We start from the raw sequence: 26,355 nt of genomic DNA on the forward strand, positions 1-26,355 counted from the left end.
AACGAGCGAAGCCATGTTTAATATTTTTATTGATGAGAGCGGAACTTACAAGGTCGATACGGCAGCTAAACGCGAGACCAATTACTTAGTATTATCAGCAGCAGCAGTACCGCTTGTTGATTGTGAGCGCCTTCGGAGCAAGCTTCGGGAAAGTGCGATATTCAAGACGAATGGAAAGCCGCTTCACTCGAAGAACATTAAGACGAGAACGCTTCTCGACGTCGCTGAGTTTATAGCAAGCGAGGACATTTACTTCTTTGCCGCAGTATCGTGCAAGGCAAGCGTTCTCGATCAAGGTCCTAAAACATGGGCGGAAAGATCTCGCAGCGACCACTTTGAGTATGCGAAAACAATTCACCGAATGCTTCTAGAGCGAGTTGGCGCGTTTTTTACAGAAATGACATGGAATGACAGAGACGCTCGCCTGAAAATGGCATCAGCGGAAATAACTGCAGAGCAGCATTCCGAAATCGATATGGTAAAGCTTAATGAGTATATTTCAAAATGCAGGAAAAAGCCATTAAACCAAAAAGTTGGGCAGTTAAAAGGCCTCCCATGCTGCGAAATAAAGCAAAAATCCAAAGAGGATGAACCACTTCTATTTTTGGCGGACATATTTGCTTACGGAGTAGGACAAACTCTCATCGACGGGGAGCGAAGATTCATCGAATCGGACCTCATTAGATATTTGGGCGAACGAATCTGGCATAACGATGACGATGGGTCGTTCTTGGACAGAGGCATGCGCTTTATTCCAAGCGCCAGAGAGGTCTGCAAATCTCGGCGCCTCTTGCACCTATACACTCGCTCTCTCCCGTTGGAAATCTGTGACGCCCGGCAAGAAAAATCCAGACGTCAAGAGCAGGATGTTCCATCAGAAATCCTTGAGTGATTTAAAAACGGCGTGAGCAACACCTCACACCGGCTCCCCGCTCGGCCCCTTGTCCTCGATCCCCTCGATCACCTTGGCCAGCCGCAATTGCGCATAGGCCTTCAGCACGTCGTTGATCAGCCCCTGGTAGCCCCGCCCGTTGGCGCGGTAGAACTTGGCCACCGGTTCCTCCAGCAGCAGGGTGACCTTCACCTTCTTCGGCTGTTTCGGGTAGATCTCGGGCAGCATGTGCCAGGCGTCGGGGACGTGCAGCGCCTCCATCTCGCGGCCATAGACGAACATGTGCAGCCGCATCACCGCCTCTTGTGCGGCGGCCAGGTCGCGCAGCTCGCGCTTGCCCAGCCTGCGGTCGTCGCGCGGGCGGATCGGGTGCGGGTCCAGAAAATGGTCCTGCTCGAAAAGCGGGTCGTCGGTGTCGGTCATGGCGGGTCCTTTCCTTCGGGCCAGACTGCCCGCAAAGGGTTAACGCCGGGCGGCGGGACCGTGCGGGGGTCATATGGAATTCATATGGAATTCATATGGAAATCCGATATGCGGGGCTGCGGTGTTAATTTCCTTGCATCGACTCGCCTCTTGGCCCATAACACACTGGCGACGTTACGACTTTCGACCACTGTCTTCCGATCACGGCTGTCAGTACCTCGATCGACGACTGACGTGCCGAACCGCTGCATTCCCGCGAGCGGCAGATGACAGGAGACAGACGGATGGCCACTGGCACCGTGAAATGGTTCAACGAAACAAAGGGTTACGGCTTCATCGCTCCCGATGGCGGCAAGAAGGACGTGTTCGTCCACATCACCGCCCTGGAACGCGCCGGCCTGCGCACCCTGGCCGACAACCAGAAAGTGACGTTCGACATCGAATCCGGCCGCGACGGCCGCGAAAGCGCGACGAACATCTCGCTGGCCTGATCGCCAAGGCATTGAGAATTCAGCAAAAGGGCGCCCCTCGGGGGTGCCCTTTTCGCATTGTCCCGCAGCCCGCGTTGACCGGAAACCGGACTCGGTGTAGGCGAGAGCGGGGTGACAGGGGACGCCCGAGGGGACCGCGCGCGGACGGCCTGGCCCGCGCCGAACCGTGCTTCGGACAGGGGGGATATCCATGAAACTCAATCACTTGGTCGCAGCGCTGATCGCGAGCGCCGCCACGCTCTGGGCGACCGGAGCGGCCCTTGCGCAGGACTACAGGTTCAAGCTGCACCATTTCCTCGGCGCCAACTCCCCCACCCAGACCGAGACGCTGGAACCCTGGGCCCGCGCGGTCGAGGAAAATTCCGGCGGCAAGGTGAAGATCGAGATCTACCCCGCCATGACGCTGGGCGGGCGCCCGCCGGAACTTATCAACCAGGTGCGCGACGGGGTGGTGGATCTGGTCTGGACCGCGAACGGCTATACGCCGGGGCTGTTCCCGCGGACCGAAGTCATTGAATTGCCGTTCGTTTATCTCAACGATCCCGGCGCGGCGAACCTTGCCCTGCACGAGATGTTCGAGACCGATCTGAAACCCGATTTCCCCGGTGTCGAGGTGATGTTCCTGCATGTCCATGCCGGCCATGCGATCGTGATGCGCGATGCCGAGATCCGCAGCCCGGCCGATTTCGCGGGCCGCAAGATGCGCATCCCCACCCGCACCGGCGCCTGGGTGCTGGAGGCGCTGGGCGCGGTACCGGTGGCGATGCCGGTGCCCGACCTGCCGCAGGCGATGTCCAAGGGCGTTGTCGAGGGCGCGCTGATCCCGTTCGAGATCGTGCCCGCGCTGAAATTGCAGGAACAGGCCGGGCAATATGTCGAACTGGCCGACCGCACCCGGCTGGGCACCCTGTCCTTCCAGATGTCGATGAACAAGGCACGCTGGGACAGCCTGCCGCCCGAGATCCAGCAGGCATTCCGCGATGCCTCGGGGCCGGACTGGCTGGCCGAACTGGGGCGCATCTGGCGCGGCACCGAGGATGGCGGCATCGCCATGGCCGAGGCTGCGGGCAGGAGCCATGTCACCCTGACCGACGAGGAAACCGCCGCCTTCCGCACGGTGCTGGAGCCGGTGGTGGAGCGCTGGATCGCGGATGTCTCGGCCAGGGGCATCGACGGGACGGCGCTGGTCGACCGGGCGCGGGACCTGATCGCGAAGCACGGGACCGAGTGATGAGCGACGCCGCGCTGGCCGGGCGGCGGGGCTTCGCCGCGCTGGTCGCGGCGCTGGTCACCGGCTGGGCGCTGATCGGCGGGCTGGTGCTGGTCGCGGTGATCGCGATGAACGTGGTCTCGGTGGTCGGCGGCGTGGTCTGGAAGCCCTTTGCCGGCGATTTCGAGATGACGCAGGTTGGCGTTGCGGTTGCGGTCTTTGCCTTCCTGCCCTGGTGCCAGTTGACCCGCGCCAATGTCAGCGCCGACATCTTCACCATGCGCGCTTCGCCGCGCTGGGTGGCGCGGCTGGGGCTGGTGGCCTCTGCCGTTGCGCTGGTCTTTGCCGCGCTGCTGCTGTGGCGGATGTCGCAGGGCATGGCCGACCAGCGCGCCTATGGCAGCACCACCACGATCCTGCAATTCCCGGTCTGGATCGCCTTCGTGCCGGTGCTGGTCTCGCTGGCGCTTCTGGCGCTGGCAAGCCTTGTGACGCTGTTCGAGGATGCACGCGCCGCGCGCCGGGGCGCCGATGGCTGAGGCGCTGTCGCTGGGGCTGACGGGGCTTGCGGCGCTGGTCGTGCTGATCGCGCTGCGCATGCCCATCGCCTATGCGATGATCCTGGTGGGCGGTGTCGGGATCGTGGCGCTGAACGGGCCTGCGCTGATGCTGAACCAGCTCAAGACGCTGGCCTGGGGACAGTTCTCGATCTACGACCTGTCGGTGGTGCCGATGTTCGTGCTGATGGGCGCGCTGGCGGCCCGCGCGGGGCTGTCGGCGGCGCTGTTCCGGGCGGGCAATGCCTGGCTTGGCTGGATGCGCGGCGGCACGGCGATGGCGGCGATCGCGGCCTGCGCGGGCTTCGGGGCGGTCTGCGGCTCGTCGCTGGCGACCGCCTCCACCATGGGCAAGGTCGCGCTGCCCGAGTTGAAGCGCTCGGGCTATTCGGGCGCGCTGGCGACCGGCACGCTGGCGGCGGGGGGCGTTCTGGGCATCCTGATCCCGCCTTCGGTGGTGCTGATCGTCTATGCGATCCTCGTCGAGGCGAATATCGTCACGATGTTCCTGGCCGCGATGCTGCCCGCCGCGCTGGCGGTTGTGCTGTTCCTGCTGACCATCGCCGCCTATGTCGCGATCCGCCCCGGCGCGGGGCCTGCGGCGGGGGCGGCGGATCGGGCCGAGTTCCGCGCGGCCACGCTGGGCGTCCTGCCGGTGCTGGGGATCTTTGCGCTGGTGCTGGGGGGGATCTATGCGGGGTTCTATAACCCGACCCCGGGGGCCGCGGTCGGGGTGGCGCTGGTCTGGCTTTACGGCGCGCTGCGCGGGCGGCTGCGGCTGGGCGAGATGCGCGCCGCGCTGCTTGAGACCGCCTCGATCACCGGGATGATCTACCTGATCCTGCTGGGCGCGGAACTGATGAAGATCTTCCTGTCCCGCGCGGGCCTGCCGCAGGCCGCGGCCGAGTGGATTCTGGCAACGGGCATGGCGCCGATGACCGTTCTGGTACTGGTGCTGCTGGCGCTGATCCTGCTGGGCTGCCTGATGGACAGCCTGTCCATGATTCTTCTGGTGGTGCCGTTCTTCTGGCCGGTGCTGGTCGAGATCAATGGCGGGCCGTGGCAGGGCGCCGAAGGGGCGGGCTTCGGGATGAGCACCGAGGATCTGAAGATCTGGTTCGGCATCCTCGCGCTGGTCGTGGTGGAACTTGGCCTCATCACGCCGCCGGTGGGGATGAATGTCTTCGTGATCTCGGCCATGGCGCGGGGCACGCCGATGATCGACACCTTCAAGGGCGTTGCGCCGTTCTTCGGGGCGGAGTTGTTGCGGGTCGGGCTGTTGCTGGCCTTTCCGGCGCTGGTGCTGTGGCTGCCGCGGGTGGTCGGCGGATAGCCGGTTGCGGGGCGCGGCGGGGCGGGCTAACGGACGGCCCGAACATGCGGAGGGGACCATGGGTCATATCGTTCTGGTGACGGGGGGCGCACGGTCGGGCAAGAGCACCCGGGCCGAGGCGCGGGTCTCTGCCCTGCCGGGCGAGCGGGTCTATATCGCCACCGCCCGGCCCGATGATGCCGAGATGCGCGAGCGCATCGCCCGCCATGCCGCCCGGCGCGGCGCGGGGTGGGTCACGGTCGAAGAACCGCTGGACCTGGTCGGTGCGCTGGCGCGCAGCGACGGGCGCGGGCCGCGGCTGGTCGATTGCCTGACGCTGTGGCTGGCCAACCTGATGTTCGCGGGCCGCGACTGGGAGCCCGAGGCCGCGGCGCTGGTCGCGGCGCTGGCGCGCCAGCAAGGCCCGGTGGTGCTGGTCTCGAACGAGGTGGGCATGGGGATCGTGCCCGAGAACGCGCTGGCACGCGCCTTCCGCGATGCGCAGGGCTGGCTGAACCAGCGCGTTGCGGAGGCAGCGGACGAGGTGGAATTCGTGGTCTCGGGCCTGCCGCTGAAGGTGAAGTAACCCCGTCAGCGGTCGAAAGCGCGCGGCCCGGCTTCGGTCAGCCGCTCCAGACTCCGAACCCGGGCGCGAAAGCGGTGACCCGAGCGATAACCGCTTGACGCCCGCCAAGCACAAAACTAAGCAAGTTGCTGGCTTGGCGAGTTGGCGGAGTGGTTACGCAGCGGATTGCAAATCCGTGTACGCCGGTTCGATTCCGGCACTCGCCTCCATTTTATTCTAAATCATAGGGTTAGCGACTGAACGGTCGGGGGTCAGAACCCTCAGCATCGGTCCCTGCCGATGCGCCAGCCTGAGCCGGCAGTCATCGAACTTCCTGTCCACCTCTAAGGTGGCGACGCGCACCCGGCGCACGGCCTCGGCTTCGTCGCGAGTCCTCAGCGAGAAGGTTTCCTCCGCTTTTCCGTTGGTGTCAGCCATGTCTTGGGGGAGCACTGCGCAGTGGTAGTAGGCAGCTCCGCGACAGAAGAGTCGGGTATGTACGGGCATCTTCTTGAGGCGCTCCACTGCAACACCTCAGCACGATTGCCTTGGACAAGACGCCTTCTTTTCCTGTAAGTTACTGATCCGCAATGCCGAAAATGCGGTATGGTGGAGCCAAGGGGGATCGAACCCCTGACCTCTTGCATGCCATGCAAGCGCTCTCCCAGCTGAGCTATGGCCCCGACCTTGCGGCACCCTTCGGCACCGCCCGGCAGTCTCTATGAAAGTGGCGGGGCGAGATCAAGCAAAAAAACGCATGAAGGCCGAACCAGGCGCCCGGCCGGGCCTTGGGCGTCTCGATGACGCGGGCGACGGCTCTAGGGTCATGTCGTGCCGAGCCGCAGTCCTGTCTTCGTCGATCCGGGACACGGCGTTGAAGACAGGGGGGCGACCCTGCCGCTCACATCCCGAAATGCCGCATGGGTCCCGGCCAGAATGACCAAAGCCAAGGGGCGCGTCGTGGGGCGGCGCCTTCCCCGGTTCGCGTCGCCCGTGGGCCAGGATACCGCAACACGGGGCAATGCACGGCATCGGCATGCGCCAGCGGGTCCGGCTGCGATCACGCGTACGGGCGCGAACTTGCGGCGCGTTCATAATCATCGTGACGAAGATGAATTGGACTCGGGTCCAACAAGGCTCTAGATGCCAGCCATGACGCAGATCGCACCCTCCCCCGCCCGTCCTGTCCTGTCGCCCGTCTTCGACGCGATCCGCGATGCCGCGCGCGAACGGATCCTGATCCTGGACGGGGCGATGGGCACCCAGATCCAGAAGCTTGGCCTGAGCGAGGGCGATTTCACCGGCTGCGGCGGCGGCTGCGCCTGTCATGTCCACAGCGACAAGCCGCAGAAGGGCAATAACGACCTTCTGAACCTGACCCGGCCCGACGTGATCGAGGACATCCATTACCGCTATGCGATGGCCGGGGCGGATATCGTCGAGACCAACACCTTTTCCTCGACCACCATCGCACAGGCCGATTACGGGCTGGAGGACAGGGTCTTTGCGCTGAACGAGGCGGGCGCGCGGCTGGCGCGGGCCGCGATGGACCGCGCCGCGGCCGAGGACGGGCGGCGGCGGTTCGTGGCGGGCGCGCTGGGTCCGACGAACCGCACGGCATCCATCAGCCCGGATGTGAACGATCCGGGCTATCGCGCCGTCACCTTCGACGATCTGCGGGTGGCCTATGGCGAGCAGATCCGCGGGCTGATCGCGGGGGGCGTCGATCTGATCCTGATCGAGACGATCTTCGACACGCTCAACGCCAAGGCCGCGATCTTCGCCTGCGAGGAGGTCTTTGCCGAAACCGGCCTGCGGCTGCCGGTGATGATCTCGGGCACGATCACGGATCTGTCGGGGCGCACGCTGTCGGGCCAGACGCCCACCGCCTTCTGGCATTCGGTGCGCCATGCCCGGCCGCTGACCGTGGGGCTGAACTGCGCGCTGGGGGCGGATGCGATGCGCCCGCATCTGGCGGAACTGGCGGGCATCGCCGACACGCTGATCTGCGCCTATCCCAATGCCGGGCTGCCCAACGAGATGGGCGAATACGACCAGACGCCCGAGGAAATGGCGGCGCTGGTCGCGGATTTCGCGCGCGAAGGGCTGGTCAATGTAGTGGGCGGCTGCTGCGGCTCGACCTATGACCATATCGCCGCGATCGCGCGGGCGGTGCAGGGCCTTGCTCCCCGGACCGTGCCGCAGATCGCGCCGCGGATGCGGCTGTCGGGGCTGGAGCCCTTCACGCTGACCCCCGACATCCCCTTCGTGAATGTGGGCGAGCGGACCAACGTCACCGGCTCGGCCCGGTTCCGCAAGCTCATCAAGGAAAAGGACTACGCCGCCGCGCTGGATGTCGCGCGCGATCAGGTCGAGAACGGCGCCCAGATCATCGACGTGAACATGGACGAGGGGCTGATCGACTCCAAGGCCGCGATGGTCGATTTCCTGAACCTCGTCGCCGCCGAACCCGATATCGCGCGGGTGCCGGTTATGATCGACAGTTCCAAATGGGAGGTGATCGAGGCCGGCCTGAAATGCGTTCAGGGCAAGCCCGTGGTCAACTCGATCTCGCTGAAGGAGGGGGAGGCGGCATTCCTGGAACAGGCGCGGCTGTGCCGAGCCTATGGCGCGGCGGTCGTCGTGATGGCCTTTGACGAGGCGGGCCAGGCCGATACCGAGGATCGCAAGGTCGAGATCTGCGCCCGCGCCTATCGGCTGCTGACCGAGGTCGCGGGGCTTGCGCCCGAGGACATCATCTTTGACCCCAACATCTTCGCGGTGGCCACCGGCATCGAGGAGCATGACAATTACGGCGTCGATTTCATCGAGGCCGCGCGCCGCATCCGCGCCGATTGCCCGCATGTGCATGTCTCGGGCGGCGTGTCGAACCTGTCCTTCAGCTTCCGCGGCAACGAGCCCGTGCGCGAGGCGATGCATGCGGTCTTCCTGTTCCATGCCATCAAGGCGGGGATGGATATGGGCATCGTCAATGCCGGTCAGCTGGCGGTCTATGAATCGATCAACCCCGAATTGCGCGAAGCCTGCGAGGATGTGGTTCTGAACCGCCGCAAGGACGGGACCGAGCGGCTGCTGGAGATCGCGGAACGCTACCGCGGCCAGGGCGGCGGCGCGGCGCGAGAAAAGGATCTGCGCTGGCGCGAACTGCCCGTGGACAAGCGGCTGGAACATGCGCTGGTCAACGGCATCACCGAGTTCATCGAGGCCGACACCGAGGAGGCGCGGCTGGCCGCCACGCGCCCGCTGGACGTGATCGAAGGCCCGCTGATGGCGGGGATGAACGTGGTGGGCGACCTGTTCGGCGCGGGCAAGATGTTCCTGCCGCAGGTGGTGAAATCGGCCCGCGTGATGAAACAGGCGGTCGCCGTGCTGTTGCCCCACATGGAGGCCGAAAAGGCGGGCTCCGGTCGGCAGGCGGCGGGCAAGGTGCTGATGGCGACCGTCAAGGGCGACGTGCACGATATCGGCAAGAACATCGTCGGCGTGGTTCTGGCCTGCAACAATTACGAGATCATCGACCTGGGCGTGATGGTGCCCGCCGAGAAGATCCTCAAGGTCGCGCGCGAGGAAGGGGTGGACGTGATCGGCCTGTCGGGGCTCATCACGCCCTCGCTGGACGAGATGGTTCACATGGCCGCCGAGATGGAGCGCGAGGGATTTGACATTCCGCTGCTGATCGGGGGCGCGACCACCAGCCGGGTGCATACGGCCGTCAAGATCGCGCCCTCCTACCGGCGCGGGCAGGCGATCTATGTCACGGATGCCAGCCGCGCGGTGGGCGTTGTCTCGTCGCTGCTGTCCGAGGGCCAGCGCGAGGGTTATGTGGCGGGCATCCGAGAGGAATATCGCGACATCGCCGAGAAACATGCCCGCGGCGAGGCCACCAAGGCACGGCTGCCGCTGGCGGCGGCGCGGGCGAATGCGCTGCGGCTGGACTGGGCGGGGCATGCGCCGGTGCGGCCCGCGATGCTGGGCACGCGGGTTCTGGACGACTGGGATCTGGCGGAGCTTGCCCGCTATATCGACTGGACGCCCTTCTTCCACAGTTGGGAATTGCGCGGGGTATTCCCCCGCCTGCTGGACGATCCCGAAAAGGGCGCCGCGGCGCGTGCGCTTTACGACGATGCGCAGGCGATGCTGGCCAGGATCGTGGCCGAAGGCTGGTTCCGGCCCCGCGCCGTGCTGGGGCTTTGGCCTGCCAACAGCGTCGGCGACGATATCCGGGTCTATACCGATGAAACGCGGGGCGCCGTTCTGGCCACCTTCCACAGCCTGCGCCAGCAGACCGCAAAGCGCGATGGCGTGCCGAACCTCGCGCTTGCCGATTTCGTGGCGCCCGAAGGCAGCATACCCGATTATGTGGGCGGCTTTGCCGTGACCGCCGGGGCCGAGGAGATCGGGATCGCGAAACGCTTCGAAGAGGCGCATGACGATTACAGCGCGATCATGGTCAAGGCGTTGGCCGACCGTTTCGCCGAGGCGCTGGCCGAGCGGCTGCATGAACGCGTGCGGCGCGAATTCTGGGGCTATGCGCCCGACGAAGCCTTTGCGCCCGAAGACCTGATCGGCGAGCCCTATGCGGGCATCCGCCCTGCCCCGGGCTACCCGGCCCAGCCCGACCATACCGAGAAGCGCACGCTGTTCGATCTGCTCGATGCCGAGGCCGCGGTGGGGATCCAACTGACCGACAGCATGGCGATGTGGCCCGGTGCCTCGGTCTCGGGGCTTTACATCGGCCATCCCGAAGCGCGCTATTTCGGCGTCGGCAAGGTCGAGGCCGACCAGGTCGCCGATTATGCCGACCGCAAGGGCATCCCCGTGGCCGAGGCCGAACGCTGGCTGGCGCCGGTGCTGAACTACCGGGCGGGCGCGGGAACGGCACAGGCGGCCGAGTGACGCCCGCAGAGTGAGCAGCGTAGGGTTCAGCGGTGCGGCTGCACCGGGCATGGCGACGGTTCGCGATTGAAATCGCCGCCGCGCCCGTAGCTTATTCGCAGGGATTGTCGCTGCCGCAAAAGTGAGTCGCCGATGGGCCTTGAGCAGATCTTCGTCCTTGTGCTGCTGGGCGTGGTATTCCTGAGCTTCGTCAAGGAGGTCTACCCGCCCGAGGTCACGGCGCTGGGTGCGTCTGCGGCGCTGCTTGCGACGGGGATACTTGAGACCCGCGATTTCCTGAAGGTGTTCAGTTCCTCGGCCCCGATCACCATCGCGATGATGTTCATCATCTCGGCCGCGCTGGAACGCACGGGCGTCGTGGCGATGCTGGGCGATCTGTTGAAACGGCAGGCGCGCGGCTCGCTCTTGCGCGCGATGCTGCTGATGATGGTGGGGGCGATGGGGGCTTCGGCCTTCATGAACAACACACCCGTCGTGATCCTGCTGACGCCGGTGATGATCTCGGTCGCGGCGTCCGTCGGCGTGGCACCCTCGCGGCTGCTGATCCCGCTATCCTTTGCGGCGATCTTCGGCGGCACGCTGACGCTGGTGGGCACCTCGACCAACATCCTGATGAGCGGGGTGGCCGAACAATCGGGCCAGCCGCCGATCACCATGTTCGAGATGACGCTGCCGGGGCTGATCTTTGCCTCGGTGGGCATGCTTTACATGGTCATTGCCGGGCGCTGGCTGCTGCCTGACCGCGCCTCGCTGTCAAGCGTTCTGGGCCAGGAAAGCAAGCGGCGCTTCATGGCGCGCCTGCTGATCCCGCAAGGGTCGAAATATGTCGGCAAGACGCTGAAGGATCTGCCCTTCAACCGGTCCGAGACGCGCATCCTGGACGTGGTCCGCGGCGAGGTCTCGATGCGGCGCACGATGAACGAACTGGCGCTGGAACCGGGCGACCGGGTGGTTCTCAAGACCGGCACGGGCGAGATCCTGGGGCTGAAGGAAAACGGCCAGGTGGAGTTCCGCGACATGGACGACCAGGGCCTTGCCCCCGTGACCGCCGAGCAGACCATCACCATGGAGGCCAGCGTCGGCCCGAAATCGCATCTGCGCGGTCGGCCGATCAAGGATCTGAAGCTGCGCCGGAAATACGGCGTCTACCTGATGGCCGTGCACCGCGCCGAGCAGAACATCTCGCAAGATCTGCCAGAGTTGCGGCTGCAATTCGCCGACACGCTGCTGCTGGAAGGTCCGCCCGAGGGCATCCAGCGGCTGATGGAGGATGGCGGCATCATCAACCTGTCCGCCCCGTCCGAACGCGCCACGCGCCGCGCGAAGGCGCCGATTGCCATTGCCACGATCCTGGGCGTGATGGGGCTGGCGGCGTTCGACGTGATGGACATTGCCGGGCTGGCGGTGATCGGCGCGGTGATCGTGATGATGACCCGCTGCGTCGACCCCGAGGAGGCATTCGACGCCATCGACTGGCGCATCCTGTTCCTGATCTTCGGCATGCTGGGGCTGTCGATGGGGCTGGAAACAACCGGCACGGCACGGGTGATCGTCGAGAACGCGGTCCTGGCGGTCGGCGGCCTCGGGCCGCTGGCGATCCTGGCCGCGGTCTATGTGCTGACAAGTGCCCTGACCGAAATGGTGTCGAACAATGCCGTGGCGGTGCTGATCGGACCCATCGTGATCGCGCTGGCGGTCGAGCTGGGGCTTGATCCGCGCCCCTTCGTCATGGCGGTGATGTTCGCCGCCTCGGCCAGCTTCGCCACGCCCATCGGCTATCAGACCAACACCTTCGTCTATGGCGCAGGCGGCTACAAGTTCAGCGATTTCATCAAGGTCGGGCTGCCGCTGAACGTGATCTTCGCCGTGATCGCGGTGCTGGTGATCCCGCTCTTCTTCCCGTTCTGACGCAGGGGCGTCGGCGCGACCGGCAAGGCGACGGTGATCGCGGCCACTGAGGCCGCTTGCCCAAATCTATATTTCTGATATTCTCGAAATATGGAAGAAAAGATTCCCGTCCGCCTGGCCGCCCTCGCCCATCCGCATCGCCTGGCGATTTTCCGGTTGTTGACGCGGCGCTATCCCGACCGGGTGGCCGCCGGCGAGATTGCCGAGGCCCTGGGGCTGAAGCCCTCGACGCTGTCGGCCTATCTGGCATCCCTCATGCGGGCCCGGCTGGTGACCCAGACACGCGAGGGCACGTCGCTGCGCTACGCCATCAATGTCACCGAAGTGCGACACACCTTCGATTACCTGTTCCTCGACTGTTGCCGTGGGCGGCCGGACCTCTGTTCGCCCATGGCCTCTCCCCTCCAGACAGAAGCCGCCCCGATGGCCGACCGGAAATACAATGTGCTCTTCATCTGCACCGGCAATTCCGCCCGATCGATCTTTGCCGAGTCGATCCTGCGCAAGGAGGCGGGTGATCGGTTCACCGCCTTCTCGGCCGGCACCATCCCCAATTCCGAACTGAACCCCTTTGCCGTCAAGGTGCTGACCGACAAGGGGCACGATGTCTCGGTGCTGCGCGCCAAGAACGTGGCCGAGTTCATCGGGCCGGGCGCCCCGCATCTGGATTTCGTCTTCACCGTCTGCGACCAGGCCGCGAACGAGGAATGCCCCTCCTGGGAAGGCCAGCCCGTGACCGCCCATTGGGGCATGCCCGACCCGGTCAAGGCCGAGGGGACGGATGCGCAGAAAAGCCTGGCCTTTCAGCACGCCTATGGCGCGCTGAGAAACCGTATCGTCACCTTCGCCGCCCTGCCCTTCGCCACGCTCGACCGCGTCGCGCTGCAAAAGGCGGTGGACGACATCGCCCGCGACGTGGCGGGGCTGTCGGAATGACGGTCTACGCGCTGAACGGGCTGGGCCGGATCGGCAAGCTGGCACTGCGCCCCCTGCTGGAGCGCGGCGCGCGGATCGCCTGGATCAACGACGCGGTGGGCGATCCGGCGATGCACGCGCATCTGCTGGAATTCGACACGGTGCATGGCCGCTGGCCCGCCAGTTTCGGCCATGACGCCGACAGCGTCAGCGTGGACGGCGTGCAGCTGCCCTTTGTCGGGGCGTCGCGGATCGAGGACCTGCCGCTGGCGGGCGTCGATGTGGTGATCGACTGCACCGGGGTCTTCAAGTCCGAGGCGACGCTTGCGCCCTATTTCGCGGCGGGCGTCCAGAAGGTGGTGGTCTCGGCCCCGGTCAAGGACGGGGATGCGGCGAATATCGTCTATGGCGTCAACCACGCCACCTATGACCCCGCCCGGCACCGGATCGTGACCGCGGCCAGTTGCACGACGAACTGCCTGGCCCCGGTGGTCAAGGTGGTGCACGAGGCGATCGGCATCCGGCACGGGGTCATCACCACGATCCATGACGTGACCAACACCCAGACCATGGTGGACCGGCCCGCCAAGGATCTGCGCCGCGCGCGGTCGGCGCTGAACTCGCTGGTCCCGACGACAACGGGCAGCGCCACGGCGATCACGCTGATCTATCCCGAACTCAAGGGGCGGCTGAACGGCCATGCGGTTCGGGTGCCGCTCTTGAACGCCTCGCTGACCGATGCGGTGTTCGAGGTGGAGCGCCCGGTCACGCCCGATGAGGTCAACGCGCTGTTCAGGGCCGCCGCCGAGGGTCCGCTGAAGGGCATACTGGGCTACGAGGACCGGCCGCTGGTCTCGGCCGATTACGTCAACGACACGCGGTCGGGCATCGTGGACGGGCCATCGACGATGGTGGTCAACGGCACCCAGCTCAAGGTCTATGCCTGGTATGACAACGAGATGGGCTATGCCCACCGGCTGGTCGACGTCGCGCTGATGGTGGGGGCCAGCCTGTGAGCCGCCCCGAGGGCCTGTCGGCCTATGTCGCGGTGACCGCGGCCTATTGGGCCTTCATGCTGACCGATGGCGCGCTAAGGATGCTGGTGCTGCTGCATTTCCACATCCTGGGCTTTTCGCCGCTGCAACTGGCCTATCTTTTCGTGCTGTACGAGATCGCGGGGATGGTCACGAACCTGTCCGCGGGCTGGATCGCGGCGCGGTTCGGGCTGACCTCGACGCTTTACGCGGGGCTCGGGCTTCAGGTGGTGGCGCTGCTGGCGCTGGCGCAGCTTGATCCGGGCTGGGCGATCGGACTGTCGGTCGCCTATGTGATGGCGGTGCAGGGGGCATCCGGCGTGGCCAAGGACCTGGCCAAGATGTCGTCCAAATCCGCGGTCAAGCTGTTGGCGCCCACCGAGAATGGCGGGCTGTTCCGCTGGGTGGCGCTGCTGACCGGGTCGAAGAACGCGGTCAAGGGGCTGGGATTCCTGCTGGGCGCGGCGCTTCTGGCGACGCTGGGCTTCGTCTGGGCGGTGCTGGCGATGGCGGCGGTGCTGGCGGTCATCCTTGTGGCCGTTCTGGTCGCGATGCCGCCGGGCCTGCCGAAGGGGCGCAAGGGGGCGAAATTCTCCGAGGTCTTCTCGAAATCCGCCAATGTGAACTGGCTCTCGGCGGCGCGGGTCTTCCTGTTCGGCGCGCGCGATGTGTGGTTCGTGGTGGGCATCCCGATCTATTTCTACGCGGTGCTGTCGGACGGCACGACCGAGGGCAATCGCGCCGCCTTTTTCCTGATCGGCACGTTCATGGCGGGCTGGATCATCCTTTACGGCGCGGTGCAGGCCGCAGCCCCCCGCCTGCTGGGCGCGGCAAGGCGGCCCGAGGCCGAGCTGATCGGTGCGGCACGACATTGGGCACTGATCCTTGTGGCGGTGCCCACGATGCTGACGCTGGCCGCCGCCCTTGCCCCCGGCCCCGCGCCCTGGCTGACCGCCTGTCTTGTCGCGGGGCTTCTGGCCTTTGGCGCGGTCTTCGCGATCAACTCCTCGCTGCATTCCTACCTGATCCTTGCCTTCACGCGGGCCGAGCGGGTGACGATGGATGTGGGCTTCTACTACATGGCCAATGCGGGCGGGCGGCTGATGGGCACGCTCTTGTCGGGGCTGACCTATCAGGCGGGGGGGCTGGCGCTGATGCTGGGCACGGCGGCGGCGATGGTCGCGGCCTCGGCGCTGGTGGCGGGACGGCTGAAACCCGAGCCTGCGGCCGCGGGCTGACATCTGGGAATCCTGCGGTCGCGGGCAGAAACGACTCGATATAACCGGAATTGTAGTTATTATCGCGCCATGACCACGACCAGCCCCCATGCCCGTGCCCTTGGCGCCCTGGGCCATGACGCCCGGCTTGCGATCTTCCGCCTGCTGGTCAAGGCGGGCGATCAGGGGCTGCGCGTCGGCGATATCGCCGCGGCGCTCGATCTTGCGCCCTCGACGCTGGCGCATCATCTCTCGACGCTTGTCGATGCCGGGCTGGTGATCCAGGACCGGCAGGGGCGCGAGGTGTTCAACCGGACGGATTATGCCGCCCTGCGCCGGGTTCTCGATTTCCTGACCTCGGAATGTTGCGCCGGGGTGCGCGTCCGGGCTGCGGCCCTCTCCGAAACCGCCCTTGATCCGGAGCCTTCGCGATGACCGACACGACGCTTTCCACCCTTGGGCCGCGTGCCGTCCTGCGCCACCTGTGGCAGGAGCAGCGGGTCTGGATGGCCTCGGCGCTGATCCTCGGGCTGCTGGCGGTCTTCGATCCGGCGCAGGCGGCAGAAAGCGCGCGTTTCGCCGGGGCGGCGCTTTTGCATACCGCGCCTTACCTGGTCCTGTCGGTGGCTATCGCCGCATGGGCGGGGGCGACGGGTGCGGACAACCTGATCGCCCGGGCCTTTACCGGGGCGCCGGTGCTTATGATCGGGCTTGCGGCGCTGGTCGGCGCGGTGTCGCCTTTCTGTTCCTGCGGGGTGATCCCGCTGATCGCGGCGCTACTGGCCATGGGCGTCCCGCTATCGGCGGTGATGGCGTTCTGGCTGGCCTCGCCGATCATGGACCCGTCGATGTTCGTTCTGACATCGGGGGTTCTGGACATGGAATTCGCGATTGCCAAGACCCTGGCGGCGATCGGGCTGGGCGTGTTCGGCGGCCTGGTGGTGCATCTGCTGGCGCGCGGCGGGGCACTTGGCGAACCGCTGCGCGCGGGTGTGGGCAATGGCGGTTGCGGCGGGGCGAAGATGCGCGCGCCCAAGCCCGTTGCCTGGCGGTTCTGGATCGAGCCAGAGCGGCGGGCCCGTTTCGGCCGGGACGCGCGCAAGACCTCGCTGTTCCTGGCCAAGTGGCTGACGCTGGCCTTCCTGATCGAAAGCCTGATGCTGGCCTGGATCCCGGCCGAGACGGTGACCGCCGCTCTGGGGGGCGAGGGTCTCTGGCCCATCCTTGCCGCTACGCTGGTGGGGGTGCCTGCCTATCTGAACGGTTATGCCGCGCTGCCGCTGGTGGGCGGGCTGATGGCGCAGGGCATGGCGCCGGGGGCCGGGATGGCCTTTCTGGTGGCGGGCGGCGTGACCTCGATCCCGGCGGCGATGGCGGTCTGGGCGCTGGCCCGCCCGCCGGTCTTTGCGCTTTACGTTGCGCTGTCGCTGACCGGCGCCTTTGCGGCGGGGCTGTTGTTCCAGGTCTGGACCATGCTCTGAGCCGCCCGGCCGGGTCGCAGGGCGCGGCTAGAGGATCGGCGCGAAAAGCCGCGCCACGCATGCGGCGCTGCGGTGCAACGGGTTCGCCGCCTCGGCCAGCCTTGTGGTGTGGGGTTGGCTGCGGGCGAAATCGGCCTCCAGCATCGCGGCGGCCGTCCGGGCGAAATCGTGCTCGAAGACCAGCGCCGTCACCTCGAAATTCAACCGGCAGGACCGGTTATCGAGGTTCACCGTACCGACCGAGGCCATCGCCTCGTCCACCACCAGGACCTTCTGGTGCATGAACCCGTCGCTATAGCGGTAGATGCCCACCCCGGCCTCCAGCATCTCGTCGAAATAGGCAAAGGCGGCCAGCCAGACCAGCCAGTGATCGCGCCGGGCCGCGACAAGGATGCGCACATCCACCCCGCGCAGCGCGGCCAGCGACAGCGCGGACAGGATGTCGGTATCGGGCACGAAATAGGGCGAGGCGATCCAGATGCGGTGCTGCGCGGCATGGATCGCGTTGCAGAAATACAGGCTTCCGGTCTCCAGCCGGTCGGCGGGACCGGGAGCGACGATCAGGACGTCGAGATCCTGCGCCACGGCGGGGGGCTGCCAGTCGAGATCCAGCCGTTCCTCGGTGGCCCAGAACCAGTCCTCGGCAAATATCAGTTGCAACTGGGCGACCGCCGGGCCGGATATCGCCAGATGGGTGTCGCGCCAGCGCCCGATGCGCGCGTTGCGCCCCATGTATTCGTCCCCGACATTGTGCCCGCCCAGAAAGCCCTCGCGCCCGTCCACCACGACGATCTTGCGGTGGTTGCGGAAATTCACCTGGAACCGGCTGTGCGGGCGGCGCAGCGAGTGGAAATCGGCCACGACCACGCCGGCCTCGCGCAGCGCGGCGTTGAACGCGGCGGGCAGGCGGTGGCTGCCCAGCGCGTCGTAGAGCAACCGGACCGTGCAGCCCGCCCGCGCCCGCGCGATCAGACGGCGCTGCAACTCGCGGCCCAGATCGTCGTCGCGCAGGATATAGGTCTGCACCAGAACGAAGCGTTCGGCCCGGTCGATGGCCTCGAAGATCGCCGCATAGGTCGCATTCCCGTCAACCAGCAGGCGCACCCCGTTTCCGGAAACCGCGCGCAGGCCCGCAATCGCCTCGAAACCTGCCAGCGCGCGTTGCAGATCCTTCGGCAGCGTAGCGGTGTCGGTGTGGCGGGCCGTCTCGAAATCCGGCAGTGTCGCGATCGAGATCTGCGAGGACAGCCGCGCGGTCATGTAGCCCGGCAGCCGCCAATGGCCGAGGAACAGGAAGATCGGCAGCGCCAGATAGGGGGCGGCGATCAGGAACACCACCCAGCCCACCGCGCCCTGCGGCGTGCGCGAGATCCGGATCGCCCGAAGCGCCGCCCAGATCGCCGCGGCCTCGAGCGCCAGCACAAGGACGGGAATGAGAACCTCCAGCATGGAACGATGCTGGCCCCGGGCCGAGCGGAAGGCAAGCGCAGGGTGGTCGCGGGGTGCTCAGCCAGCCGCCGCCATGTCGGCCCAGATCGGCAGGTGATCGGAACTGACCCGCGCGCGCGGGCTTTCATGGACCCCCGCCGCAGCCAGTGTCAGCCCGCGCCCATGCGCGATCCGGTCAAGCCCGGCACGCGGGCGGCTGGCGTGATAGGTCTTGCCGGGCGCGACGACCCGAAAGCGGTCCGCCAGCGGCTCGAAGCCGCGATCCTCGGACCATTCGTTGAAATCGCCCAGGATCACGGTGCGCGCGCTTTCATTCTCGCAGAACCGCGCGCCGATGGTTTCGAGCTGGCGCCGCCGCCAGCGCCTGAGCAGCGACAGATGCACGCCGACCAGCGTGATCGCGCGCCCGTCCGGCTGGCCGATCCGCACCATGACCGCGCCGCGCGGCTCAAGCCCCGGCAGGGTGATCCGCTCGCTGGCCGTGACGGCGGTGCCGCGGCGCACCAGGACCGCATTGCCATGCCAGCCGAGGCTGACGCCGTTCTGGGCCAGATCGACGACAACCAGATCGGTCTCGCGCTCGATCAGCATGCGCGGCAGCGCCGCGGGCCGGTCGCCGAGACGCTTGTCCGCCTCCTGCAGGACGACCGCATCGGCGCCGATCTCGTTGATTACGTCGAGCACGCGCCCGGCGTCGCGCTTCCAGTCGAGGCCGACCGCCTTTCGGATATTGTAGCTTGCGACGCGCAACGCCCCCCCGCCGACGGCGGACGTGGTGCCATGACACTGGGCTGGATGAGGCGGCATGGATGAGGCAGGCACCGGATGCGGGTCGGCTAGAATTATCCCTTCAAAGGTAGGCTTGACGGGGACAAAAAACAACCACCGCGCGCATCCCGAACCGACCTCACCGTAGACGCAGCGCAGAAATCGGGCAGATTCGCCGGGAACCGGCCCGAATGCGTCCTGAACCGTTGCGAAACGCGAACCCGTCCGGGGTCCTGCTCGGCTTTGACTCCGCAGATGCTGCGAGACCACCCCGCACTTTCCCGATTTCCGCCACAATCGCCCCGGTCGAAGCCATGTTTTGGTCCAGCTTATCGGGAACACTCGCCGCGCAATCCCGAAGTCAAGGTGTCTTCCGCACCCGCTGGATCCCGAATCGCGCAACCAGGCCGCCAAGATGAACGCAGCGCCCCACATCACGATGCCCCTGCCACCGGATGGCCCGGCAGAGGAGTTGCAGCCCGGCACGGAGCTTCTGCATGGGCAATACAGGATCGAGCGTTTCCTGAACTCCGGCGGGTTCGGCCTGACCTATCTGGCCCGCGACAGTCTCGATCGGACCGTGGTCATCAAGGAGTGCTTCCCCGAGTCGTTATGCATGCGTGCCGGGCTGGACGTGCATGCCCGCTCGCGCAGCTACAGCCGGGAATTCCATTCGATCGTCACGCTTTTCATCGACGAGGCACGGCGTCTCGCGCGGCTGAACCACCCGGGCATCGTCGGCGTGCATCAGGTATTCTCGGACAACACGACGGCCTATATGGCCCTCGACTATATCGAAGGCAAAAGCCTGCTCGAGATCATCGAGGATCCGCGCGAGACGCCCTCGCCCGAGGCGGTGCAGGAGATCCTGATCAAGGTTCTGGACGCGGTGGCCTTCGTTCACGACAACAGCCTGCTGCACCGCGACATCTCGCCCGACAACATCCTGATCGACCTGACCGGCAACCCGGTGCTGATCGATTTCGGCGCGGCAAGAGAACGCGCGACGCGCAGCAGCCGGGTGCTCTCGCGCATGCAGGTGGTCAAGGACGGCTATTCGCCCCAGGAATTCTACGTCGCGGGCATCCGGCAGGGACCGCCCAGCGATCTCTACGCGCTCGCCGCAACCTTCCACCATCTGATCACCGGCGAGGCGCCGCCCGACAGTCAGCGGCGCATGGCTGCACTCGCTGCGAACGAACGCGACCCCTACCAACTGCTCAAGGGAAGGGTTCCGGGCTACGCGCCCGCCTTCCTCGGTGCGATCGACAAGGCGCTGAACGTGGTGCCGAAGGAGCGGCCGCAATCGGCGCATGAATGGCTGGCGATGATGGAGACCGGCCCGCGGCAGGTGACCGAAGGGCGCGTCCTTGAAATGGACGAGGACGTGATGATGTCGATCTCGCGGCTGGTCGAAGAGACGAACCGCGCGGTTATGGAAGCCCGCCAGAGATCCGATCACGAGGGGCGAGCGAAACCGATCGAACCGCCGAAACTGCCCGAACGCAAGCCCACCTTCGCCTGGCGATCGCTCTATGACGACGAGGAGGAGGACGCGGGTGTGGCCAGCCAGTTCGACACGAGCCCGCCCGGGGCCGAGGCCGAGTCGGCAGTCAGCCCGCGGCGGCCCAAACGACGCGGCCACCGTCCCCGCCCCGGACGGTTCGGCCTGTTGCTTGGTCTGGCTCGCAGACTTGCCGCACGACCCTGACAGGTCGCGCAACCACCGCAGAAACCCAGAGGCACGGAAGGCCGAGGCATGAAATTCCTCAGACGCAAGACCGGCGAGAAACCGGACGCCGACGATTTCAATGACTATGTCGAGCCGTTTCCCCCGCGTCGTCGCGACATGCCCGCCCCCCTCGATACAGGGGCCACCGGGGCACCGCGCGCCGCATCGCGGGCCGTGACACGGGCCATCCATTCGCCGCTCCGGGATGCCGAGGCGTTTCGCGAACGGTTGCGCGACCTCGACGTCGACCCCAAGGACGACCTCCCCGACGACCCTTGCGATGGCGCCCCGGACGCCCCGGAAGATGAATATGCCCGGGGACCGGGGCAGTGGCCCACCGAGGGGACCGCGCTGCCCGGGCACATGCCGGTCTTTCAAACCGCCGCAAATGCGGCAGTTGATCCTTCGAGACCGGTTCTGTTCCCCGGCGAGGATCAGGGCGGCGCCCGGGACGAGACACCGCGGCCCCATCCGGTGGCGGGCACCGGCGACGAGCGGCTCCAGCCCTCGGCCAACGGTGCCCCGTCCTCACCCGCTGTCGCCAACGCCCGCGCAGGAAGGCCAGAATCGTTCGGTGAGGCGACGCAACAGCATGGCATGGCGCCATCAGACCCCGACCCCAGTATCGACGGCATCGCCACCTTCGAGGCCCCTCCGCCCGCCGCGGGCCGCGCAGGCCCCGGGGCGGGTCGCGCCCGCACTCGTCTTCTGGGCTTCGGCCAGGCCGAAGACCCCGCGGTGGATCCGTTCGCGCGGGATGCGGCCCCAGCCCCATTGGCGGGTACCGTACCGTTCTTTCCCGTCGGCTGGCTGGTGGTCGTCGACGGCCCCGGGCGCGGCGCCCATTTCACCCTTTTCAACGGTGTCGCGCAGATCGGACGCGGTGCCGACCAGACCGTACGGCTGGACTTCGGCGACACGTCGATCTCGCGCTCGGGTCACGCGTTGCTGGCCTATGACGACGAGGAGGGCCGGTTCTTCCTCGGCTCGGGCGGCAAGGTGAACATCGTTCGCCTGAACGGTCGACCGCTGCTTAGCACCGAGGAAATGTCTGATCGCGACGTCATCCGCATCGGCGAGACCACGCTGCGCCTTGTTGCCTTCTGCGGACCCGATTTCACCTGGTCGACGGAACGGCGCGATGCCGACATCGGATGATCTGCGCCTGGACGCCGCCACCGGCATCGGCCAGGGTCGGCGCGAGCATCAGGAAGATGCCATCATCGCCGATTTCACGATCGGCGGCGATATCGGCCTTGCGGTGCTGGGCGACGGCATGGGTGGCCACGCGGCGGGCGATGTGGCCAGCCGGATCGCGGTGACCGAGGTTTTCAGCGAACTCAAACTTCGCAGCGACGATCCAGATCGCTTCATCCGCTGCGCCCCCGGCATCCTGCGCGATGCAACGCGCGAGGCCAATGGCAGCATCGCGGCGCATGTGCGCAGCCATGCCGACACTGCTGGCATGGGCACGACGCTTGTGGCGCTTGCGGTGGCGCGGGATCGTCTGTTCTGGATCTCGGTCGGGGATTCGCCACTGTTCCTGTTTCGCGACGGACAGTTGCATCAGATCAACGAGGACCATTCGCTCGCGCCCCAGATAGACGGCATGATGCGTCTGGGCCTGCTGAGCGTCGACGAGGCGCGCCGCCATCCTGACCGCAACTGCCTGACCTCGGCGCTGACCGGGGCCGAGATCCATCAGATCGACTGCCCCGACCGGCCGATCGACCTTACGGTGGGCGACATCATCGTGGCGGCCAGCGACGGGCTCGACTCGATCGACCGGGAGCGGCTGCGCTCGCTTCTGGTCCAGTATCGGCGGCGTTCTAGTGCCGAGATCGCCAACGCTTTGTTTTCCGAACTCGAAGCGCTGGCCGACCCCGATCAGGACAATGTCTGCTTCAGCGTGATCCGGGTCGTCGCCCGTGGCTGCCAGCCCGAGGTCAAGCCGCACCGCCCCAGCCCGGCCGAACGAACCCGCAAGCGCGCCGATCTGGCCGTTGCACGCAACCGCGAGGCAGGGCCGCTACGGGCGCTGCCACTTGCCGTGCGCTTTTTTCTGAGCTTCGGGAGACGTGTCCAATGAGTACGACGTTCGACCGGGGTGTTCTTGCGGATCTCGAAGAGACCCTCGCGGCGAGTGATCTGCCGGGAAAGGCACGCGACTATGGAAAGCGGCTGCTGGCGCGGCTGCGCGTGCCGCTGCGGCTGGTCGTGACCGGACCGGCCGGAAGCGGCAAGTCCGAACTGGCACGCCTGCTCTGCGGTCATGCCGCGCCGACCGTCGTCACCGGGCCGGGCGAGCCTTCCGAAACGCCCTCGGCGCTGTTTTGCAACCTCGTGGTGATCGAATTGGGGCTTCCTTCCCCCGGCGGCGGTTTTCAAAGCGCGGGTGCGATCGAGCAGACCTCGCCCGACATCATCCTGTGGTGCACCCAGGGCTTTGCCCATGACGAGGCGCAGATCTGGGCGCGGGTGCCTGACAACCTGAAGGACCATGCCTTTCTGGTGTTAACCAGAGCCGATGAGTTGATGTGCATGGGGGTACTGGAGGAGCGGCTGGACGATCTGCGCGAGGTGGTCGAGACCGAGTTCCATAGTCTTCTGCCGATCGCCACCGCGCAAGCGGCCGCCGCCATGGCCAGCACGGAGACTGCCGACCGGGCGCTGCTTGCCCGAAGCGGGGCGACGGCCCTGTTCGAGGCGCTTTCGCGCATGATCGAACAGGGGCGCAGCGCCGACCTGGACGCCGCCAGCTTGTTCGTCCGCCGCCACAGCCAGGCGGCGCTTCACACAAGGCCACAGACCCGGCCGCTCGATGCCCCGCCCGGAATGGCTCCGGTTGAGATGACCAATCGGAACGGCCGGGCCGAGATGCCCCAAAACGGTGCCACGGACGCGCCCGCCTGCGCCCCTGCACTGCCGGATCCCGAGGTCGTCGCGTCGGCCCGCGCGATCCGGTTGCTGGACGGGCATAGCGGGGATTTTCCGGACGCAATCGGCGAGAACGACCCGGCCGAAATCGAGGGGTTGCTCGCGCTCTGCGCGCGAACCACCGAGGAACTGGGCGAGATCATCGAGGATGCGGGGCTTGTCGGCGATCTGGCCGAGGATATCCTGGAGGCCAACGAGATGCTGCTTCTGCTGACGCTTGAGCAGGACGAAACCGCCGCCGCCGATGCGGTCACGCTTCTGTTGCAGTTGCGGCGCGGCTTCGAAGCGCGACTCGCCGCCTGATCGGGAGGCAGAGCCAAGGTAAGGTCATGGGATCGCCACGCTCAGGACATCTTGACCGGAAAAATTGTTTCGGTGGCCGCGACAACCAGCATGAGCGCAGCCGATTCCGACCGGGACCGAGCGGGTTCCGCACAGTCAAGAGGGAGGCCACAAGGTGACGCTGGACGAACGCGCAGAAATGGCGTTGGAGGCCGCCCGTCCGCGGACCGCCAATCCGGGACTGCTGGCGCTGGGCATGGACGGGTTCACCGGCTTTATGGAACGGATGGACCAGATGCGTCGGACTCTAGCTGATCTGACCGAGCTTGGCGATGCGACCGTCGCGCGCGGCGCGGCCCGGCTTGCTAATCAACTCGAGTTGGTCGAGCCGTCAATCACCTTTATTGGCCAAGTCAAGGCCGGCAAGACGTCACTCATCAACACGATGGCGGGCTGGCCTGGACTTCTGCCTGCGGACGTGAACCCCTGGACCTCGGTGGTGACCTCGATCCATGTCTCGCCCTCATGGACAACCGGCGCGGCCGGCGCCAATTTCCGCTTTTTCGATCCGCAGGAATGGGACCGGCTGATCGAGAAGGGCGGACGTATGGGCGAACTGGCCAGCCGCGCCGGCGCCGAGGAAGAACTCGAAAAGGTGCGCCGCCAGGTCGAGCGGATGCGTGAGAAATCCAAGGGACGACTGGGCCGTCGGTTCGAGATGCTGCTCGGGCAGGAGCACAGATACGGCACCTTCGACGAGGAACTGGTGGAACGCTATGTCTGCCTCGGCGATGATTTCGAGGATGACGAGGGCGAGCCCTTCGACATGCGCGGACGCTTTGCCGACATCACGAAATCGGCTGACCTGCATGTGACCCATGCCAATGTGCCGTTCAAGCTGTGCCTGCGCGACACGCCCGGGGTCAACGACACCTTCCTGATGCGCGAGCAGATCACCATCGGCGCGATCCGCGACAGCCGACTTTGCGTGCTGGTGCTGTCGGCACACCAGGCGCTTTCGACCGTCGACATGGCACTGATCCGGCTGATCTCGGCGGTCAAGGCGCGCGAGGTGGTGATCTTTGTCAACCGCATCGACGAGTTGTCGGACCCCGCCGCCCAGATCACCGAAATCCGCGACTCGATCCGCGCAACGCTGAAACGGCACGAGGGACCGGCCGACGCGCCGATCCTGTTCGGCAGCGCGGTCTGGGGCCAGCATGCGTTGGAAGGAACGCTGTCGCAGATGAACGAGGCCAGCCGCAAGTCGCTGCTCGCCCTTGCGCGCACCGAATGCGTCGCGAGCGAAGGGCCGCAGGACGCGATCGAAGGCGTCTGGCGGCTGTCGGGCATCCCGGCGCTTTACCGTGCCCTGGGCGAACGTGTTGCCGAGGGCGTGGGCGGCGAGGCGATCGACCGGATCGCCCGCAGCGTCGGCAACCTCGCCCGCGGCGTGACCGCGGCGCATCTTTCGATTGGGCTCGCCGTTGCAGATGGTCAGGCCGTGGCGCTCGACTCCGACCGGATTTCGCGCGAGCTCGACCGGATCGAACAACGCGCGACCGTCGCGCTGGAAACCGCCTTCGCCGCCCAGCGTGAAGCGTTCTGCGTTCGGCTGGATCGGTCGCATCACAATTTCCTGGACCGTGCGACCGCCGCGCTGATCGAGCACCTGGAGAAACACGGCGAGGGAACGGTCTGGTCTTACGAACCGACGGGCCTGCGGCTCTTGCTGCGCTCAGCCTGTCAGGTCTTCGGCAAGCGCATGCAGGACGAGGCCAGGGCGATCCTGGAGACGACCGCCACCGATGTCGCGGCGACCTACCGCGCCGCTTTCGGGCTGACCGAGGCGCTGGCCATCGAGCCGCCCGAACCACCCCGACTGAACCCGCCGGTCGCCATCGCCCAGACCATCGCGCTGGATGTCAAGGGTACCTGGTGGCGCCGCTGGTGGCTGCGCCGCAAAGGCTATCGCAGCTTCGCGGCCGAGTTCTACAAGATGATTCGCGAGGAGACCGCGCCGATCCTGGACGAGTTGAGTCATGACCATGCCGAGGCAATCCGTGCCGACCTGCTGCAAACGCTGGCTGGATTTCTGGAGGAACAGCGCGAGATCGTGACAGCGCTGGCCGAGAAGGCGGCGCCCACCGCGCAGGATCTGGGCGCGGCACTCGGCTATCAGGCGCGCGCGGACCGGTTGCGACAGATCGAAGCCGCCGTTGCTACGATGCGCCAGGAAGCGGCCTGAACGTGACAGGGAAGCAA

22 protein-coding genes and 2 tRNA genes are annotated in these 26,355 nt (G+C 66.3%); 19 read left to right on the forward strand and 5 right to left on the reverse strand.

The genetic code is table 11. The features are described 5' to 3' along the window. The first annotated feature begins 13 nt into the window (after positions 1-13). Positions 14-892, forward strand: a complete 879-nt coding sequence (locus EV216_RS00755; RefSeq protein ID WP_132693148.1) for a DUF3800 domain-containing protein — start codon at positions 14-16, stop codon at positions 890-892. A gap of 24 nt (positions 893-916) precedes the next feature. Here the strand turns inward: EV216_RS00755 and EV216_RS00760 are convergent, their stop codons facing one another. Then, on the reverse strand, positions 917-1,315 hold the full coding sequence (locus tag EV216_RS00760; protein WP_132693149.1) for a BrnA antitoxin family protein: 399 nt from the start codon (positions 1,313-1,315) through the stop codon (positions 917-919). A 284-nt stretch (positions 1,316-1,599) separates the two neighbouring features. On the opposite strand from EV216_RS00760, the gene EV216_RS00765 reads away from it, so the two are divergent. The 6 genes from EV216_RS00765 to EV216_RS00790 all read left to right on the forward strand — a co-directional run bounded on the left by EV216_RS00765 (position 1,600) and on the right by EV216_RS00790 (position 5,680). After that, positions 1,600-1,806: a cold-shock protein gene (locus tag EV216_RS00765; RefSeq protein WP_132693150.1), complete on the forward strand. Its 207-nt coding sequence runs from the start codon at positions 1,600-1,602 to the stop codon at positions 1,804-1,806. 190 nt (positions 1,807-1,996) lie between these two features. Next, positions 1,997-3,037: a TRAP transporter substrate-binding protein gene (locus EV216_RS00770; RefSeq protein ID WP_132693151.1), complete on the forward strand. Its 1,041-nt coding sequence runs from the start codon at positions 1,997-1,999 to the stop codon at positions 3,035-3,037. After that, positions 3,037-3,555 (forward strand): TRAP transporter small permease, encoded by a 519-nt coding sequence (locus EV216_RS00775; protein ID WP_132693152.1) that lies wholly within the window; start codon positions 3,037-3,039, stop codon positions 3,553-3,555. The genes EV216_RS00770 and EV216_RS00775 overlap by 1 nt, the downstream gene beginning before the upstream one ends. Continuing rightward, on the forward strand, positions 3,548-4,906 hold the full coding sequence (locus EV216_RS00780; protein WP_132693153.1) for a TRAP transporter large permease: 1,359 nt from the start codon (positions 3,548-3,550) through the stop codon (positions 4,904-4,906). Before EV216_RS00775 ends, EV216_RS00780 begins: the two co-directional genes overlap by 8 nt. 58 nt (positions 4,907-4,964) lie before the next feature. Continuing rightward, entirely contained in the window at positions 4,965-5,471 is a 507-nt protein-coding gene (gene cobU, locus EV216_RS00785) for a bifunctional adenosylcobinamide kinase/adenosylcobinamide-phosphate guanylyltransferase (protein WP_132693154.1), read from the forward strand. Positions 5,472-5,606: 135 nt separating this feature from the next. Beyond that, positions 5,607-5,680 (forward strand) — tRNA-Cys (locus EV216_RS00790). Between the two features lie 7 nt (positions 5,681-5,687). On the opposite strand, the gene EV216_RS00795 is transcribed toward EV216_RS00790, so the two are convergent. Together EV216_RS00795 and EV216_RS00800 are read right to left on the reverse strand one after the other, a co-directional pair. Further along, positions 5,688-5,957, reverse strand: a complete 270-nt coding sequence (locus EV216_RS00795; RefSeq protein ID WP_341539349.1) for a DUF6538 domain-containing protein — start codon at positions 5,955-5,957, stop codon at positions 5,688-5,690. Between the two features lie 100 nt (positions 5,958-6,057). Then, positions 6,058-6,133, reverse strand: a tRNA-Ala gene (locus tag EV216_RS00800). A 469-nt stretch (positions 6,134-6,602) separates the two neighbouring features. On the opposite strand from EV216_RS00800, the gene metH reads away from it, so the two are divergent. The 7 genes from metH to EV216_RS00835 all read left to right on the forward strand — a co-directional run bounded on the left by metH (position 6,603) and on the right by EV216_RS00835 (position 16,922). Beyond that, entirely contained in the window at positions 6,603-10,367 is a 3,765-nt protein-coding gene (gene metH, locus EV216_RS00805) for a methionine synthase (RefSeq protein WP_132693156.1), read from the forward strand. A 132-nt stretch (positions 10,368-10,499) separates the two neighbouring features. Further along, positions 10,500-12,275 (forward strand): SLC13 family permease, encoded by a 1,776-nt coding sequence (locus tag EV216_RS00810; RefSeq protein WP_132693157.1) that lies wholly within the window; start codon positions 10,500-10,502, stop codon positions 12,273-12,275. 90 nt (positions 12,276-12,365) lie between these two features. Beyond that, positions 12,366-13,211, forward strand: coding sequence for a metalloregulator ArsR/SmtB family transcription factor (locus EV216_RS00815; protein WP_132693158.1), 846 nt, complete (start codon positions 12,366-12,368; stop codon positions 13,209-13,211). Then, positions 13,208-14,206 carry an ArsJ-associated glyceraldehyde-3-phosphate dehydrogenase gene (locus EV216_RS00820; RefSeq protein ID WP_132693159.1) on the forward strand — a complete coding sequence of 333 codons (999 nt, stop codon included), beginning with the start codon at positions 13,208-13,210 and terminating at the stop codon, positions 14,204-14,206. Before EV216_RS00815 ends, EV216_RS00820 begins: the two co-directional genes overlap by 4 nt. After that, positions 14,203-15,462: an organoarsenical effux MFS transporter ArsJ gene (arsJ, locus tag EV216_RS00825; protein ID WP_279388173.1), complete on the forward strand. Its 1,260-nt coding sequence runs from the start codon at positions 14,203-14,205 to the stop codon at positions 15,460-15,462. The genes EV216_RS00820 and arsJ overlap by 4 nt, the downstream gene beginning before the upstream one ends. A gap of 69 nt (positions 15,463-15,531) precedes the next feature. Beyond that, positions 15,532-15,876 carry an ArsR/SmtB family transcription factor gene (locus tag EV216_RS00830; protein WP_132693160.1) on the forward strand — a complete coding sequence of 115 codons (345 nt, stop codon included), beginning with the start codon at positions 15,532-15,534 and terminating at the stop codon, positions 15,874-15,876. Further along, positions 15,873-16,922, forward strand: a complete 1,050-nt coding sequence (locus EV216_RS00835) for a permease (RefSeq protein WP_132693161.1) — start codon at positions 15,873-15,875, stop codon at positions 16,920-16,922. Before EV216_RS00830 ends, EV216_RS00835 begins: the two co-directional genes overlap by 4 nt. Positions 16,923-16,949: 27 nt before the next feature. Here EV216_RS00835 and cls read toward each other — a convergent pair whose 3' ends face one another. Together cls and EV216_RS00845 are read right to left on the reverse strand one after the other, a co-directional pair. Beyond that, positions 16,950-18,371 (reverse strand): cardiolipin synthase, encoded by a 1,422-nt coding sequence (gene cls, locus EV216_RS00840; protein ID WP_132693162.1) that lies wholly within the window; start codon positions 18,369-18,371, stop codon positions 16,950-16,952. Positions 18,372-18,428: 57 nt separating this feature from the next. Continuing rightward, entirely contained in the window at positions 18,429-19,178 is a 750-nt protein-coding gene (locus tag EV216_RS00845; protein WP_165899101.1) for an endonuclease/exonuclease/phosphatase family protein, read from the reverse strand. Between the two features lie 376 nt (positions 19,179-19,554). On the opposite strand from EV216_RS00845, the gene EV216_RS00850 reads away from it, so the two are divergent. From EV216_RS00850 to EV216_RS00870, 5 genes are all read left to right on the forward strand, one after another. After that, positions 19,555-20,850, forward strand: coding sequence for a serine/threonine-protein kinase (locus EV216_RS00850; protein WP_132693163.1), 1,296 nt, complete (start codon positions 19,555-19,557; stop codon positions 20,848-20,850). A 249-nt stretch (positions 20,851-21,099) separates the two neighbouring features. After that, a complete protein-coding gene (locus tag EV216_RS00855) occupies positions 21,100-22,029 on the forward strand; it encodes an FHA domain-containing protein (protein ID WP_243641922.1) in 930 nt (309 codons plus the stop codon). Further along, on the forward strand, positions 22,013-22,960 hold the full coding sequence (locus EV216_RS00860; protein ID WP_132693164.1) for a PP2C family protein-serine/threonine phosphatase: 948 nt from the start codon (positions 22,013-22,015) through the stop codon (positions 22,958-22,960). Before EV216_RS00855 ends, EV216_RS00860 begins: the two co-directional genes overlap by 17 nt. Continuing rightward, complete coding sequence (locus EV216_RS00865; RefSeq protein WP_132693165.1) at positions 22,957-24,111, forward strand: hypothetical protein; 1,155 nt, start codon at positions 22,957-22,959, stop codon at positions 24,109-24,111. The genes EV216_RS00860 and EV216_RS00865 overlap by 4 nt, the downstream gene beginning before the upstream one ends. 154 nt (positions 24,112-24,265) lie before the next feature. Further along, positions 24,266-26,338, forward strand: coding sequence for a dynamin family protein (locus tag EV216_RS00870; protein ID WP_132693166.1), 2,073 nt, complete (start codon positions 24,266-24,268; stop codon positions 26,336-26,338). Positions 26,339-26,355: the final 17 nt, after the last annotated feature.

The organism is Rhodovulum steppense, from assembly GCF_004339675.1.
In the GTDB taxonomy this organism is placed as follows: Bacteria; Pseudomonadota; Alphaproteobacteria; order Rhodobacterales; family Rhodobacteraceae; genus Rhodovulum; species Rhodovulum steppense.

What these genes read in the sequence shown, in the direction of transcription:
- EV216_RS00755 (WP_132693148.1), top strand. Translation starts at nt 14, where the DNA reads ATGTTTAATATTTTTATTGATGAGAGCGGAACTTACAAGGTCGATACG.
- EV216_RS00760 (WP_132693149.1), bottom strand. Translation starts at nt 1,315, where the DNA reads ATGACCGACACCGACGACCCGCTTTTCGAGCAGGACCATTTTCTGGAC.
- EV216_RS00765 (WP_132693150.1), top strand. Translation starts at nt 1,600, where the DNA reads ATGGCCACTGGCACCGTGAAATGGTTCAACGAAACAAAGGGTTACGGC.
- EV216_RS00770 (WP_132693151.1), top strand. Translation starts at nt 1,997, where the DNA reads ATGAAACTCAATCACTTGGTCGCAGCGCTGATCGCGAGCGCCGCCACG.
- EV216_RS00775 (WP_132693152.1), top strand. Translation starts at nt 3,037, where the DNA reads ATGAGCGACGCCGCGCTGGCCGGGCGGCGGGGCTTCGCCGCGCTGGTC.
- EV216_RS00780 (WP_132693153.1), top strand. Translation starts at nt 3,548, where the DNA reads ATGGCTGAGGCGCTGTCGCTGGGGCTGACGGGGCTTGCGGCGCTGGTC.
- cobU (WP_132693154.1), top strand. Translation starts at nt 4,965, where the DNA reads ATGGGTCATATCGTTCTGGTGACGGGGGGCGCACGGTCGGGCAAGAGC.
- EV216_RS00795 (WP_341539349.1), bottom strand. Translation starts at nt 5,957, where the DNA reads ATGCCCGTACATACCCGACTCTTCTGTCGCGGAGCTGCCTACTACCAC.
- metH (WP_132693156.1), top strand. Translation starts at nt 6,603, where the DNA reads ATGACGCAGATCGCACCCTCCCCCGCCCGTCCTGTCCTGTCGCCCGTC.
- EV216_RS00810 (WP_132693157.1), top strand. Translation starts at nt 10,500, where the DNA reads ATGGGCCTTGAGCAGATCTTCGTCCTTGTGCTGCTGGGCGTGGTATTC.
- EV216_RS00815 (WP_132693158.1), top strand. Translation starts at nt 12,366, where the DNA reads ATGGAAGAAAAGATTCCCGTCCGCCTGGCCGCCCTCGCCCATCCGCAT.
- EV216_RS00820 (WP_132693159.1), top strand. Translation starts at nt 13,208, where the DNA reads ATGACGGTCTACGCGCTGAACGGGCTGGGCCGGATCGGCAAGCTGGCA.
- EV216_RS00830 (WP_132693160.1), top strand. Translation starts at nt 15,532, where the DNA reads ATGACCACGACCAGCCCCCATGCCCGTGCCCTTGGCGCCCTGGGCCAT.
- EV216_RS00835 (WP_132693161.1), top strand. Translation starts at nt 15,873, where the DNA reads ATGACCGACACGACGCTTTCCACCCTTGGGCCGCGTGCCGTCCTGCGC.
- cls (WP_132693162.1), bottom strand. Translation starts at nt 18,371, where the DNA reads ATGCTGGAGGTTCTCATTCCCGTCCTTGTGCTGGCGCTCGAGGCCGCG.
- EV216_RS00845 (WP_165899101.1), bottom strand. Translation starts at nt 19,178, where the DNA reads ATGCCGCCTCATCCAGCCCAGTGTCATGGCACCACGTCCGCCGTCGGC.
- EV216_RS00850 (WP_132693163.1), top strand. Translation starts at nt 19,555, where the DNA reads ATGAACGCAGCGCCCCACATCACGATGCCCCTGCCACCGGATGGCCCG.
- EV216_RS00860 (WP_132693164.1), top strand. Translation starts at nt 22,013, where the DNA reads ATGCCGACATCGGATGATCTGCGCCTGGACGCCGCCACCGGCATCGGC.
- EV216_RS00865 (WP_132693165.1), top strand. Translation starts at nt 22,957, where the DNA reads ATGAGTACGACGTTCGACCGGGGTGTTCTTGCGGATCTCGAAGAGACC.